The organism is Caulobacter sp. FV1ye13L, from assembly GCF_058681155.1.
This window is the reverse complement of the sequence record NZ_CM178732.1, coordinates 2,743,275-2,756,513: the sequence shown is the minus strand read 5'-3', so window position 1 is coordinate 2,756,513 and position 13,239 is coordinate 2,743,275. Positions and strand designations below refer to the sequence as shown.

Annotated in this window: 13 protein-coding genes and 1 tRNA gene; 3 read left to right on the top strand and 11 right to left on the bottom strand. The window is 64.7% G+C overall.

All coding sequences use genetic code 11. The annotated features are described in order from the left end of the window. The first annotated feature begins 44 nt into the window (after positions 1-44). The 3 genes from ACW176_RS13325 to ACW176_RS13315 all read left to right on the top strand — a co-directional run bounded on the left by ACW176_RS13325 (position 45) and on the right by ACW176_RS13315 (position 5,147). Entirely contained in the window at positions 45-1,931 is a 1,887-nt protein-coding gene (locus ACW176_RS13325; protein WP_492109458.1) for a glycoside hydrolase family 9 protein, read from the top strand. A 112-nt stretch (positions 1,932-2,043) separates the two neighbouring features. Further along, positions 2,044-3,894 (top strand): ATP-binding protein, encoded by a 1,851-nt coding sequence (locus ACW176_RS13320; RefSeq protein ID WP_492109457.1) that lies wholly within the window; start codon positions 2,044-2,046, stop codon positions 3,892-3,894. Between the two features lie 179 nt (positions 3,895-4,073). Further along, entirely contained in the window at positions 4,074-5,147 is a 1,074-nt protein-coding gene (locus ACW176_RS13315; protein WP_492109456.1) for a glutathione S-transferase family protein, read from the top strand. Between the two features lie 47 nt (positions 5,148-5,194). On the opposite strand, the gene ACW176_RS13310 is transcribed toward ACW176_RS13315, so the two are convergent. From ACW176_RS13310 to ACW176_RS13260, 11 genes are all read right to left on the bottom strand, one after another. Continuing rightward, positions 5,195-5,269, bottom strand: a tRNA-Gly gene (locus tag ACW176_RS13310). Between the two features lie 631 nt (positions 5,270-5,900). Further along, positions 5,901-6,692 carry a TylF/MycF/NovP-related O-methyltransferase gene (locus ACW176_RS13305; RefSeq protein WP_492057578.1) on the bottom strand — a complete coding sequence of 264 codons (792 nt, stop codon included), beginning with the start codon at positions 6,690-6,692 and terminating at the stop codon, positions 5,901-5,903. Continuing rightward, complete coding sequence (locus tag ACW176_RS13300) at positions 6,689-7,561, bottom strand: hypothetical protein (protein ID WP_492109455.1); 873 nt, start codon at positions 7,559-7,561, stop codon at positions 6,689-6,691. The genes ACW176_RS13305 and ACW176_RS13300 overlap by 4 nt, the downstream gene beginning before the upstream one ends. A 333-nt stretch (positions 7,562-7,894) precedes the next feature. Further along, entirely contained in the window at positions 7,895-8,893 is a 999-nt protein-coding gene (locus ACW176_RS13295; protein ID WP_492109454.1) for a UDP-glucuronic acid decarboxylase family protein, read from the bottom strand. Positions 8,894-9,014: 121 nt separating this feature from the next. Further along, a complete protein-coding gene (locus ACW176_RS13290) occupies positions 9,015-9,905 on the bottom strand; it encodes a TraB/GumN family protein (protein ID WP_492109453.1) in 891 nt (296 codons plus the stop codon). A gap of 75 nt (positions 9,906-9,980) precedes the next feature. Continuing rightward, complete coding sequence (locus ACW176_RS13285) at positions 9,981-10,883, bottom strand: alpha/beta fold hydrolase (protein ID WP_492109452.1); 903 nt, start codon at positions 10,881-10,883, stop codon at positions 9,981-9,983. A 114-nt stretch (positions 10,884-10,997) separates the two neighbouring features. Continuing rightward, positions 10,998-11,657, bottom strand: a complete 660-nt coding sequence (locus ACW176_RS13280; protein WP_492109451.1) for a hypothetical protein — start codon at positions 11,655-11,657, stop codon at positions 10,998-11,000. Positions 11,658-11,681: 24 nt separating this feature from the next. Further along, positions 11,682-11,876 (bottom strand): helix-turn-helix transcriptional regulator, encoded by a 195-nt coding sequence (locus ACW176_RS13275; protein WP_492057584.1) that lies wholly within the window; start codon positions 11,874-11,876, stop codon positions 11,682-11,684. Continuing rightward, positions 11,873-12,274 (bottom strand): hypothetical protein, encoded by a 402-nt coding sequence (locus tag ACW176_RS13270; protein WP_492109450.1) that lies wholly within the window; start codon positions 12,272-12,274, stop codon positions 11,873-11,875. Before ACW176_RS13270 ends, ACW176_RS13275 begins: the two co-directional genes overlap by 4 nt. Positions 12,275-12,295: 21 nt before the next feature. Next, positions 12,296-12,733 (bottom strand): hypothetical protein, encoded by a 438-nt coding sequence (locus ACW176_RS13265; RefSeq protein WP_492109449.1) that lies wholly within the window; start codon positions 12,731-12,733, stop codon positions 12,296-12,298. A gap of 114 nt (positions 12,734-12,847) precedes the next feature. Then, positions 12,848-13,147 carry a hypothetical protein gene (locus ACW176_RS13260; protein ID WP_419317417.1) on the bottom strand — a complete coding sequence of 100 codons (300 nt, stop codon included), beginning with the start codon at positions 13,145-13,147 and terminating at the stop codon, positions 12,848-12,850. Positions 13,148-13,239 lie beyond the last annotated feature (92 nt).

The following is a 13,239-nucleotide window of genomic DNA, read 5'->3' as shown; positions in this document are numbered from 1 at the left end:
GAAGGCGCGCGGCTACGACGCGTCGGCAAGCAGGGAAGATGCGCATGACCAGGATCAACAGGGCCCTGACGGCCATCGTCCTGACCTTTGCCTTTGGCGCAAGCGCCTGGGCCGAAGACGCCGCTGGGCCGATCCGCCTCAACCAGTTGGGCGTCGAGACGACAGGTCCCAAGCGCGCCATTCTGGCCGATCCCTCGACAAACCCCATGGCCTGGACCCTGCGCGACGCCAGGGGCGCGAGCGTGGCCAGCGGCCAGACCAGGGCGTTCGGCGCCGACGCCGCCTCAGGCGACCATGTCCATCAGATCGATTTCAGCCACTTCAAGGGTTCGGGCGACGGCTATCGCCTCAGCGTCGGCGCAGCCCAGAGCCGGCCCTTCGCCATCGCCGGGCGCCTCTATGGCGCGCTGAAGGGGGACGCCCTGGGCTTCTTCTATCAGAACCGCGCCAGCATTCCGATCGAGGCGCGCTTCGTTCAGCGCCCTGACCTGGCCCGCCCGGCTGGCCACGCCCCCGACAAGGCGACCTGCTTCAACAAGGCCGACGAGCGCGGCCAGGTCTGGGCCGGCTGCGACTACACCCTGGACCTCAGCCGGGGCTGGTACGATGCGGGCGACCACGGCAAGTACGTCGTCAATGGCGGCATCTCGGTGTGGACCCTGCTGAACGCCTACGAGCGCGCCCTCGTGCTGGGCAAGGCCCCGACCCTGGCCGCCTTCGCTGATGGCAAGGGCAAGATTCCCGAGAACGCCAACGGCGTCTCCGACCTGCTGGACGAGGCCCGCTGGGAGATGGATTTCCTGCTGGCCATGCAGGTTCCCGCCGGCAAGACCCTGGCCCTGCCCGTCGGCCATCAACAGGTCGGCCCGGCCGGCCGACTGGTCCTGACCGATCTGGACGCTTCGGGCATGGCCCATCAGCGCCTGGCCGATGAGCGCTGGACCGCCCTGCCCACGGCGCCGGCCGACGACAAGGAAGTCCGCTACCTCTATCACCCCACCACCGCCGCCACCCTGAACCTGGCCGCCACGGCGGCCCAGGCCGCGCGGATCTGGAAGACCATCGATCCGGCCTTCTCGGCCCGCTGCCTGGACATCGCTCGGCGCGCCTATGCCGCCGCCAAACGTAATCCGGAGGTCTACGCCCTGGGCGCCTTCACCGGCAGCGGCGGCTATGGCGACGGCAATGTGGAGGACGAGTTCTACTGGGCCGCCGCCGAGCTGTACGCCACGACCGGCGCCGCCGAGTACGAGACCGCCCTGCGCGCCTCGCCGCTGTTCCTGGCCGGCCCCTCTGCTTCCGGATTGGCGGCGGGCGGCAGGCCGACCGGCGACATCGGCTGGCCCTCGGTGGGCACCCTGGGAACCGTGACCCTGGCGCTGGCGCCCAATGGTCTGAAGTCCGCCGAGATCGCTGCGGCGCGCGCCAATCTGGCCGCCAGCGCCGACCGCTATCTGGAGGACGGCGCCAGCCAGGGCTATGCCCTGCCCTATGCGCCCAAGGGCTATCCGTGGGGGTCGACCTCGTCGGTGCTGAACCGCGCCATTTTGCTGGGCCTGGCCGCCGACTTTACGGGCAAGGCCGCCTATCGCGACGGCGCGGTGGACGCCATGGACTGGGTTCTGGGCCGCAATCCTCTGGATCGCTCGTTCGTCACCGGCCATGGCGCGCGACCGATGCGCAATCCGCACCACCGCTTCTGGGCGCATCAGGCCGACGCCCGCTATCCCGCCCCGCCCCCCGGCGTGATCTCGGGAGGCCCCAACTCGACCAACATGAGCGATCCGGTCGCCCAGGGCATGAAAGGCCAGTGCGCACCCCAGACCTGCTGGACCGACGACTATCGCGCCTTCACCCAGAACGAGGTGGCCATCAACTGGAACGCGCCGTTGTTCTGGGTCGCGGCCTGGCTGGACGAACCGACCCGCTGAGGCCGCGCGCAGACGGGCCAGGCTGCGCGACACTTTGTCGCTGAAACTGGAATATCTTCGTTCACCCTGCGGGTCGTATCTGAGACGCTAAGCGGCCGGGGCGAGAGCTGGAATGCGATCTGAAGGAGCGGAGGACAGGCCTCGGGGCGACCCCCTCAAGCTCGCCCTGCTGGGGCAAGCGCATCGCAACAGCCTGGCGACCATGGCGGTTCAGGCCGCCTCTGCGGTCGGACTGACCCTGCTCGCACTCCCCGCAGAACGCCCCTTTCACGTGACCTGGCTGGCTGTCGTGCTGGCCCTGCTGGCGGCCCGCCTGGTGATCAACCACCTGCTGGGCGCCGCCCTGGCGGGGCGGCTCCTGACCAAACAGCTTTGGCCGCTGGCGCGTCTTCACAGTACGGGCCTGGTCCTTAGCGCCGGGCTGTGGGCGCTGCTGGCCGGCATGCGTATTCCGATCGACAGCCCGGTTTCGCGCTATGCCCTGATCGTGGTGCTGTCGGCCCAGGCCGGCGGGGCGGTCGGCATTCTGTCGCCTCAGAAATGGGTCGGACGGACCTATATCACTCTGGTCCTGGTCCCCGCCTCCATAACCCTGATCACCCTGGGCGGCGTAGACGCGACCCTGGGCTTCCTCGGCGCGGTGTTCTGGATGGTGATGGTAGTCGCTCATCGCAACAACCACGCTCTGCTGGTCGACTGCCTGCGGCTGCGCGACGAAAACCGCGAGTTGCTGGCGGATATCAACCGACGCAACCACGACACCAGCCTGCTGAACCGCGACCTTGAAAGGCGTGTGCGCGTCCGCACCGAGCAACTGGAGCGTCTGTCGGAAGAAGCCCAGGTCGCCAATCGCGCCAAGTCGCAGTTCCTGGCCATGGTCAGCCACGAAATGCGCACCCCCCTGAACGCCATCCTGGGCGAGGGTCAATTGCTGGCGCGCGAAGCGCTGACCCCGCCGCAACGCCAGCGCCTGGGGGTGATGAAGACCGCCTCCCGCGTCATGCGGCAACTGATCGACGACATCCTCGACATTTCCCAGATCGAGGCCGGCGGATTGCAGTTGCGGCTGAACGTGTTCTCGCTGGAAAATCTGGTCAGCGATATCCGGGAACTCCACCAGCCCTTGGCCCGGGAGCGGGGCCTGTCCCTGACCATCTCCCTGCAACCCGATCTGGCGCGCTTCCGACGCGGGGACGGCGACAGACTGGCCCAGCTCCTCGCCAATCTGATCTCCAACGCGCTGAAGTTCACACGGCAGGGCGGTGTCACGGTCAAGATCACCGGCGACGACCATCGGCTGCAGATCGCCGTGATCGATACGGGCATCGGCATCGCCGCAAAGGACCACGAAGCCATTTTCGAGCGCTTCGTTCAGGTCGACAACTCTTCGACCCGTCGGGTCGGAGGGATCGGGCTGGGCCTGGCCATCTGCCGCGAGATCTCCGAGCGCATGGGCGGTTCGCTGAAGGTCACATCCGCCCTGGGCATCGGCGCGCGGTTTGACTTCGAAGCGCCCGTCCCGTCGGTGATCTCTTCCGAAGCCCCGATTGAGGACGAGGTCGGCGAGTTTGCCGTCGAGGCGCCCGCTTCGCTTCTGGTGGTGGACGACAACCCGGTCAACCGACGCATCCTCGCCGCCCTGGTCGAACCCTTCGGCGTCACCTGCGGCTTCGCCGTCAGCGGGCGTGAAGCGGTGGCGGCCTGGCGCGCCCAGCCCTGGGACGCGATCTTCATGGACGTGCATATGCCCGACATGGACGGCGTCGAGGCCACGCGGACCATCCGCCGCGAAGAGGCCCTGGCCGGCGCCGCCCGGATCCCGATCATCGCCGTCACCGCAAGCGTGCTGAACCACGAGGTCGAAAGCTATCTGCGGGCGGGAATGGATGGCGTCCTGCCCAAGCCCATCGAAGCCGCAGCCCTGGCGTCAACCCTGTCGCAGTGCGTGGCCGCCGCAGCTTAGGGCGCATGGCGCCTGCATCCAAACGCCCAGGCCCATCGGCAAGACGCCGTCGCGGTGAGCGGTATTCGGCCGTGGATAGCGCCAGGCGTTTGGACCGTTTCCAGCGGTTCACGCTACTAATGACACTGCAAATGCCATAAAAGACCCAATGCGATCAACGCAGCGAAAGGCGGGCGCCGATGCTCATCGTTCACGGGCTGGATTTGTCCTATTTCACGGGCAAGCTTGAGGGATATCTGCGCGCCAAGGGCCTGCCCTACCGCCTTCAGGAGATGGATACGGCCGCGTTTCGCGCCTTGGCCCTCAAGACCGGCGTCCGCCAGATGCCCCAACTGGAGCTGCCCGATGGCCGCTGGATGACCGATACCCCGGTCATCATCGACCACCTGGAGGCTGACCACCCCCTGAGCTCCCTCACACCGACCGACCCCGCCCTGGGCTTCCTCGCGGCGTTGATCGAAACCTATGGCGACGAGCATCTCTGGCGACCGGCGCTCTACTATCGATGGGCCTATCGGGCGGACGCCCAACTGATGAGCGGTCGACTGGCTGACGGCATGTTCCGTGACATCCCCCTGCCTCGGGCGCTGAGACGCCAGGCCGCACTGCTGCGGCAAAGGTCCGTCTATCTGGGTGGTGAGGGCGTGAGCCAGGCCAATCGCTTCCGCGTCGAGGCGGACTATCTCGACACGCTCGAGGCTCTGGACAAGATCTTCGCGCGGCGGGACTGGCTGCTGGGCGAAGCGCCGACACGGGCGGATATCGGACTGTTTGGGCCGCTGTTTCGGCATTTCGCCTGCGACCCGACACCCGCGGGGATCATGCGCGCGCGTGCGCCGTCGGTCGCCGCCTGGGTCGCGCGACTATGGGCCCTGAAACCCGACCCCAGCCGTTCTGCAGCCCTGATGACGCGCGCACCGGACGATCTGGGTCCCTTGATGGATCTGATCGAAGACCGCTTTCTTCCCGAGATGGCCGCCAATCAGCAGGCTGTCAGCCACGGGGCGGCCCGCACGCACTACATCGGATCGGACGTCGCCTTCCAGTATCGCGCCAACGCCTATCGCGCGTGGCGACTGAGTCGGCTCCAGGCCGCCTATGCTGAGTTGGACGGCGCCTCGCGACGGGCCGTCGACTGGCATCTGGGGCCGCGCTCCCGCGAGATCCTGCTATCCGCAGCGGGGGGCGGCTCTGGCCGTAACGCGCCGTCTGTCCGTGATCGCTGGGGGAGACCTCTTGACCGGACGCCATGAAAGGCAGCCCGACGATCAACGCCCTCGCCGCAAACCCTTGCAGCGCCTGGAGCGGGCGATGGGAATCGAACCCACGACATTCTGCTTGGGAAGCAGACGCTCTACCTCTGAGCTACGCCCGCGAACCTGAGCGATTTCAAACCGATCACGTTCTCAAATCTGAGCGATTGGAGAGCGGTTTACAGCTTGGTTTACACAAACGTTCCGTGAGCGTTCCCTTAGCCCGTCTTGTCGGCGCGCTCAAGCTGATCCATGGGCTTCCCGGCTACATTCGAGGCAGCGACATAGAGCATCTTGGCGTTTCCCACGCGGGCTAGTTCCCACCCGACGATGCCCGCTATGTTTTCATTTGAGAAGCCGGCTGCCGCAAACCTCGTGACAGCTGTTCCCCGAAGATCGTTCAACCTGCGCCCCTGGCCGCCTCTGCTGCCCGAGCAAACGCCTGCGTCAGAGCGTCAGGTTTCCACGGTGTCTTTCGAGGGATGACGAACATGAAGGCGGAAGACATCACGGAAGAACAGATCATGGGGATGATCCCGCCCCTACGGCGTAGATCAGCCGCTCTTCTCCGGGCTCCAGGAGATCGCAAATGGCCCAGATGTATTTCGCTACTGAAGTCCGTCTTGGCGGCAATCTCCCGGGTTGAATAACCCTGGTCTCTTAATGCGCCGATCCCGCGGACCAACTTCAGTAACGCTTGTTGGCGGCGGGCCAGGTTCCCGACCAGACCCATTTGGACGTCAGAGACCGCTATCAGTCGCCAACGACCGCGTATGATATCCTTGGCTCGAACTCAAATCGCCTGATCCTCCACTGATTGAGAGACAGAACTTCCAGAGCGGCAACGGTCTCGCCTGGAAACGCTTCCTCGTTCAACTCGTCGAAGGCAATGACCGACCCCTTTGGCATCCGCGGCAGGAACAGTTCCAGAGCTTTCTTTGTGGGCGCGTAAATATCGAAGTCCAAATAGAGGAGACTCACAAGCAAATGTGGGTGCTCTTCTAAATACTTCGGAGCGGTTTCGTTAAAGTCACCCTTCACGACGGCGACCTTCGGAAAGTGATTAAGCATCCGATTTTGATCATATATTTCCACAGCCTTGAGAATGTCCTCATAGGCGTGCGTGGCGGAAAAGCCGTGCTGCTTTAGATGGGCGGACTTTCGATCCGGCAAGCCGAGCGTGTCCTCATCGGAAATGACTGGAAAGCCGCTAAACGTGTCAAACCCAATGATGCGCCGCTGAAAATTATAGGGTTCCAGTATGGTGGAAAGCTTGGCGAAGCTCATCAGGCCGCCCCCGAACAAGACTCCACATTCCACGATTGAGCCGTGAACGTTCTGAACAAGCTTGAACAGTTCATAACGCGCCATAAACCGCGCCAAGGTCTGGCGGGGCACGTATTTGGAAAAATTCTCGAGCTTTTCCGTGGCCGACCCTTCGCTCTCGGAAAAATAGGCTTCCAGAGCGCGTCTGCCATCAACATCCGCGGATGTCTGTGTCCGCGGGTCGTGCATCGTCGGGGAAATGTCTTCGCCTGCGCTCATGCGATTTGGAACTCTTGAGAAACGTTGAGTGGACTGAAGTCATCGACGCGCAGGAAGTCGCCAAGGGTAGAACCGGATGCGCGACTGTCAATATTGGGGCCGCCGCGGCCATTTCGCAGATCTTCGATATTCACTGTCCGGAAATCGGTGCTGAAGCGGGTCGCGCCGGAGGTATTGGGCACTGTCGCGTGGAGCTGAGACGCCGAAAACACTACCGCATCGCCCATCGCCGCTCCAAACCGGAATTCTTCCTCGGGCGTGATCGGCTCCAGAGGAAGCGGGTGTTTGCGGGTGTCCTGGCTGATCTGGCTGGTTGCCAGCGTCCTGCCGATTTTGACCCATTCACTATAGTCAAAGTCGGCCGAGGTGTTGGGCATCGCCCGATCCCAATAGTTGGCAAAGAACGCCATAGAGCGTTCCGGCGAAACGTCCCAAATGGGCAGCCACCAATTGATCTGCGCGGTCGGGCTTGAATACCAGATGTCGCGGTGCGCTTTGTAAGCATATGAAACGCCAGCCGACAGATAGTCGGAGTGAGGAACGACTCTCAGCCGAGGCAAGTCGAAATAGGTCGTCCGGGGATCCAAACCCTTTTCGATCAGATAGGCGCGAAGTCGCTCCTTTGTTTCCTCGGCGTTGGTGAAGCGCGTCTTCAACGGCCCAACGATCGCGACGAAAGATTCTACCGATAAGCTTTCTTGGGCATGTTCCGGGTCAAGATCGCCGAAAGCCTCGCCCACCAAACCCCGGGCGAATTGGCATAGAGCCAGGCTCGCGGGGGAAGCTGAGTACATCAGAATGCCGCCGGCCTGAGCGGCCCGGCGGCGCTCATCGTCGGACCCTGTCTGGTTCAGTATTACCTGCAGCATAGCGTGTCCTGTCCCCAGAAATAACGAAACAATCCGGCAACCGCCTGCACCAAACTGCTCCGACCCTTTAACGCATAGATGCCAGATTCTAACACGGCCCCGCTTAAAGTTACGTGCTGGCTGATGGCCTGTCTATGAGCACACTCACGTGCGGCAACTGAAGATATCGTGCGCCAAGCATGGCCTCGATTTTCCTAGGAAAACTCGGAAGCCGTCTTGCGGCCTGCGGTCACCAACCCGATACGGGCGACGGTTACGACCATCCTCTCCTCGTGCGGCTTCGCGCTCTATGTGACCGTGTCTGTTGTCAGGCGTTGCAGACGGTGAAACCGGCTAGCCTCGGCTCTCGTCCTCGACCAGGCCCTTGCCCAGCACGGCCTTGAAATGGGCGATGGTCCTGGCCAGGCCTTCCTTCAGCTGGGTCCTGGGCTCCCAGTCCAGCGCCGACCTGGCCAGGGTGATGTCGGGCTGGCGCTGGCGGGGATCGTCCTGCGGCAAGGGCTTGCGCTCGATCAGCGAGGTCGAGCCGATCTGGGCGATGGTCTGCTGGGCCAGCTCCAGGATCGTGAACTCGTTGGGATTGCCGATATTGACCGGACCGGTGAAACCGGTGGGCGTGGCCATCATGCGGATGAAGCCTTCGACCAGATCATCGACATAGCAGAAGCTGCGGGTCTGCTGACCTTCGCCATAGATGGTGATCGGCTGATTGGTCAGGGCCTGGACGATGAAATTACTGACCACCCGACCGTCATTGATCGCCATGCGCGGGCCGTAGGTGTTGAAGATCCGCACCACCTTGATGTCGATGCTGTCCTGCCGGAAGCTGTCGAAGAACAGGGTTTCGGCGCAGCGCTTGCCCTCGTCATAGCAGGCACGCGGGCCGATCGGATTGACCCGGCCCCAGTAGCTTTCGACCTGCGGGTGGATCTCGGGATCGCCATAGACCTCGCTGGTCGAGGCCTGCATGACCCGCGCCCCGGTGCGCTTGGCTAGGTCCAGCATGTTGATCGCGCCCATGACATTGGTGCGCACGGTCATGACCGGATCGTACTGATAGTGGATCGGCGAGGCCGGACAGGCCAGGTTGTAGATCTGGTCGACCGGAATGAAGATCGGATGGTTCACGTCATGGTTCACGAACTCGAAGTTCGGGTGATCCAGCAGGTGAGCGATGTTGTCCTTGCTGCCCGTGAACAGGTTGTCCAGGCACACCACCCGGTCGCCCCGCGCGATCAGCCGATCGCACAGGTGAGAGCCGACAAAGCCGGCCCCGCCCGTCACCAGGATACGAAGGGCGGTGTGTTTCTTGGCGGCGGTCTGGGCGGACATGACGGGTCTCTGCGGCGCGATCTTCACCGTGGTCTGATTTGCGTAACGGGTCTCGCCCCTTGGCTCAACCGTCGCCCGCGTCGACGGATGCGACCGACCGGCGCACCCGATCCGCTCGTGGCTAGTTCACGCGCTCGGTCTGAATGCCCAGCGTCGCCAGTTGCGCCTGCAGGCTGTCGGCGCCGACCAGGTGTCCCGCCCCGACCGCGACGAAACTGACGCCCGATCCGGCCAGCTTGGTCTTCAACTGCCTGGCCCAGTCGCGATTGCGGTCGGTCAGCAGCACGCCGTAGACCTCGGCATAGTTGGTCTTCATCTCGGTGATGAACTGCTCCTCCAGGGCCCGGGTGTCGCCGGCCGCCCAGGCCATGACCATGCTGTCGATCTTGGCCGGGCCGGCCTCGGCGTCGTCCAGGGTGGCCCGCAGCATCTCGACCTCGGTCTTGGTCGGCATGTCGGCGAAGAAGCGGATCTGCTGTTCGGCGGTCTCCAGCGATGAGGCCGGCTTGCCCGCCGCCTTCATCTCGGCCGACACCACCTGCTCGACCCCGCTGCGCGGATCATAGCCGGCCTTGATCACCGGCAGCATGGCCAGCGAGATCGAGGCCAGCCAGGGTCGCATCACCTCCATGGCCTGGGGCGGCATGCCTGCGGCCTGGGCCAGACCCTGGGCGCGCTTGAGGTCACTGGGCGACAGCTTCTGCGACAGCGGGGTAGCGCGATCCAGGCCGTACTGCATGACCAGCGGCTGCATGATCGCAGGGTCGTCGGCGCCCAGCACCTCGATCACCAGATCATCGCTGGCCTTCAGGGCCTGATTGATGCGGGGCGAGCGCCATTGGGTCTCCGGCTTCAGCACGTGGATCGTCCCGAACAGGTAGATCGTCGAGTCCTGGTCCCTGATCGCCCAAAGGGCGGGCTCGGCGGCGGCCGGGGCGGCGAGGCCAAGGGCCAGGATGGAAACCAGGCCGATGAACGCCCGGCGGGCGGGCTGGAAGACGGTGCGGAGCATGTGATTCTCTGTACGGATGCGAGGACGAGTTAGGGGGGAAGCCTCGCCAGGCGCAATCAGGCCCGGCGAAGGCGGCTATTTCAGGAAGCGCTCGACCGCGGCGGCGAAGGCGGCCGGCTGGTCCAGCATGATGAAGTGAAAGGCGCCGTCGACGCGCTCCAGCCTGGCCCCGGCCAACTTGGCGTAGGCGCCGGCATAGGTCTGGTCGACCATGGCCTGGGGCGCGCCCATGGCCGGATCATAGGGGTAGAGCATGGTGGTCGGCGTGGTGACCGCGGCCAGCTCACCGCGCATGTCCGTGGTCAGAACATCGTACAGGGCGCGCGCCACGACCGGTTGCGACGAGGTCCTGGACCAGTCCAGCGCGGCCTTCAGGCCGTCCGGCGACTTGACCAGGCGGGGCATGGTCATGGCCTGCTGAGCGGCGAAGGTCTCGGCCGACATGGCGCTCATGCCGTCGCGCATGGCGGTCGCCTGCGGCCTGACGCCCTCGACCGTGGCGGCCGGCGAGAACAGCACCGGATAGAACGGCAGGCTGTCGACGATCATCAGGCGGCTGAGATCCTCGGGATGGCGACGGGCCAGCATCAGGCCGGTCAGGCCGCCCATCGAGTGACCGATCACGGCCGGCGACTTCAGCCCGGCGCCCTTGATGTAGCGGTCCACCGCCTCGACCAGCGGTTCCAGCATTGGCCCTTCGGCATTGCCGCCGACCGGCGCGCCGGCGAAGCCGGCGACCTGAACGACATGGACGCGATAACGGCCCGACAACTGCTTGACCGTGGCGTCCCAGACCGCGCCGGAGGAGGCCAGGCCCGGGATCAGCACCACGTCGGGCCCCTGCCCGCTGACCGTCACCGCGATGCGGTCGGAGGCCAGCGGCGCAGCGTGAGCGTGGTTGCCGCCGAACACGCCGGTGGCGGCGAGGATGGCCAGAATGATGATGGCGAAATGGAACCTGGGACGGGAGTTACACATGGTCTCGAAAACCTTGATGCAGGGGCGTGCGCGAGGCTTCAGCGTCGCGGAGCCGAGGAAAAGCCGATAGAAGCGTAGGAATTCAGGCGGGCGCGTTTGGCCCTGCAGGCGGTGTCAGCTGTAGCCGCGCCGGACCGACACGATGGCGGCGACCAGCAGGTAGGTCCCCATCAGGATCGTGGCCGAGTCCCAGGCCGAGATGGCCGGGGCCAGGCCCAGCTTCTCGGCGGCGGCCCAGCAGAACAGCGCCGCCTGCAGGACCCAGAAGCTGATCGCGCTCGCCTCGATCGTGATCTGGCGGATCAGTTCGTCGCCGCGACGCCAGACCAGCAGATTATATACGGTCTGAACCAGAAACAGGGCGACAACCCCGCAAAGCACAGCGACGCCCAGCGCCTGAGGCACGGGATCGTAGAACAGGTGGGCCAGCACCGGCGCGATCATCATCGGTCCTGCCAGGAACAGCACGATCGCCTGCTGGCGGTAAAAGGTGATCTGGGACGGCGTCGCGGCGCGTCCGCTCTTCGGATCCAGAACCCATCCGGCGAGCTTGCCGCTGAGGCTGGCCAGTCCGATGAAGACCCCCATGGCCAAAAGCAGCGCGCCGATGATCAGAGCGCCGTGATCGGACCAGCCCAGATCATAGGCCGGCACGGGGCCCAGCTTGAGCAGCCTGCCGACGAAGTAGCCGACGACGCCGCCGACCAGGCCGCCCGCGATCAGCTTCACGGCGCGGACGGCGATCTTGTTGGAAGACATCATGACTCGGGTCATGGGATTTCTCCTTGTGGACCGGCCCTAGGCCTCGTCCTGGAAGATGGCTTCGATGGGTTGGGCGAAGAGTCGGGCGATCTTGAAGGCCAGCGGAAGGCTGGGATCGTACTTGCCCGTCTCCAGGGCGTTGATGGTCTGACGCGAGACCTCCAGGCGTTCGGCGAGGTCGGCCTGGCTCCAGTCGCGCTCGGCGCGCAGCACCTTGAGCCGGTTCTTCACTGGTACCTCCGGCGAACGAAGGGTTGGGCCAGGCCAAAGCTGCCGCAGAACAGCGGAAACACCAGATAGAGCGGGATGTGCGGCACCACGTCGGCGTTCTCCAGAAAGCCCCAGGCCGTGCAGGCCGACAGCGTGATCCCGACCCCCCAAAGCATCGACTGGACCAGGACCGAGCGGATGAACTCGTCGGTCTCCTCGATCAGATAGAGGCCCATGATGGCGATCACCGCGATGACCGGGAACGCCGGGGCGATGGCCAGGAGCCAGAGCAGCGGGCCGGTCGGATGAAGGTTGCTGATGGCCCACAGGGCGCCGGACAGCACGACGACATAGGCGAGCATGGCGGGAATGAACCGGGCGATGTAGCGGCGGCCGGCGACGGTCGTTGACGTACTCATGTCGGGTCTCCTGTTTCCGGATCAGCGCTGACGCAGCCACCAACCGGTCCAGACCAGGCCGTAGCCGAGCAACTGGGCGATCAGCAGGGATGCGAAGCCGAAAGCGACCCACTCGCCAGGGCCGTGCGGGCCCAGTACGGCGACGAGGCGCTCCGTGCTGATCAAGGTGGCGATGGGCAGGATCACCAGCATCCCGCCGGTCCCGCCCCAGAACCAGGCGAACTTGTGAGCCTCGCGCGCGGCCTCGTCGATGTTGCGCCAGTAGATGACGGACACCCAGAACAGCGCCACGACGAGCACCAGACTTCCACCGAAGACCAGCGGCTGCGGCAGGGTTACATCAAGGCCGCTCAGCAGCCCGCCTCCAGCGCCAAGAATGGCCCCGACAATGCCTGCGCCCAGCAAAAGCTTCTGCGCCAGACCCTGGCGCGCCGCTTGGCGGCCAATACGCTCATTCATGACAAGCACCCCTATCGAAATGACAAGGGTATTTGTCACATGCGCCCACAGCATGTCAAGCGTGCTTATCTTTTTGTATGGGAGCGGCGACTAAATGTAAGGTCCGTCAGCTCTTCAGGCGGCCTTGGGCAGATCGAAGATGTCGCGGGTCTCGTCGCCCAGAACCCCACGCCAGTGAATGGCCTCGATCGTGTGGCGCTTCAGGGCTCGGGCCAGAACACCCCGGCTTTGGCAGGTGCGCATTTCCCAGCCGTAGCGCGAGAAGCGGTCGCCAAAGTCGGCCCAGCGGATGACCCGACCGGCGGCATCCTGTCGCCAGATGGCCTTGTCGCAGGCCGGGATGCGGGCGCAGCCCTCCCAGGCGCGGATACGGATGGCGAGAATGGCGAAGGGGTCACGGCGAGATTTTGGCACGCTTGAAGCTCCGGCGGTCGATCGGCCAGAACGCGAAACGCGACTGATCTCTCCGCCCCCTCAAGCTATCACTTGCGGACAACAGTAGAAGG

Bases quoted from the DNA above. Each gene is read 5' to 3' on its own strand.
- ACW176_RS13325 (WP_492109458.1), top strand. From the start codon at position 45: ATGACCAGGATCAACAGGGCCCTGACGGCCATCGTCCTGACCTTTGCC.
- ACW176_RS13320 (WP_492109457.1), top strand. From the start codon at position 2,044: ATGCGATCTGAAGGAGCGGAGGACAGGCCTCGGGGCGACCCCCTCAAG.
- ACW176_RS13315 (WP_492109456.1), top strand. From the start codon at position 4,074: ATGCTCATCGTTCACGGGCTGGATTTGTCCTATTTCACGGGCAAGCTT.
- ACW176_RS13305 (WP_492057578.1), bottom strand. From the start codon at position 6,692: ATGAGCGCAGGCGAAGACATTTCCCCGACGATGCACGACCCGCGGACA.
- ACW176_RS13300 (WP_492109455.1), bottom strand. From the start codon at position 7,561: ATGCTGCAGGTAATACTGAACCAGACAGGGTCCGACGATGAGCGCCGC.
- ACW176_RS13295 (WP_492109454.1), bottom strand. From the start codon at position 8,893: ATGTCCGCCCAGACCGCCGCCAAGAAACACACCGCCCTTCGTATCCTG.
- ACW176_RS13290 (WP_492109453.1), bottom strand. From the start codon at position 9,905: ATGCTCCGCACCGTCTTCCAGCCCGCCCGCCGGGCGTTCATCGGCCTG.
- ACW176_RS13285 (WP_492109452.1), bottom strand. From the start codon at position 10,883: ATGTGTAACTCCCGTCCCAGGTTCCATTTCGCCATCATCATTCTGGCC.
- ACW176_RS13280 (WP_492109451.1), bottom strand. From the start codon at position 11,657: ATGACCCGAGTCATGATGTCTTCCAACAAGATCGCCGTCCGCGCCGTG.
- ACW176_RS13270 (WP_492109450.1), bottom strand. From the start codon at position 12,274: ATGAGTACGTCAACGACCGTCGCCGGCCGCCGCTACATCGCCCGGTTC.
- ACW176_RS13265 (WP_492109449.1), bottom strand. From the start codon at position 12,733: ATGAATGAGCGTATTGGCCGCCAAGCGGCGCGCCAGGGTCTGGCGCAG.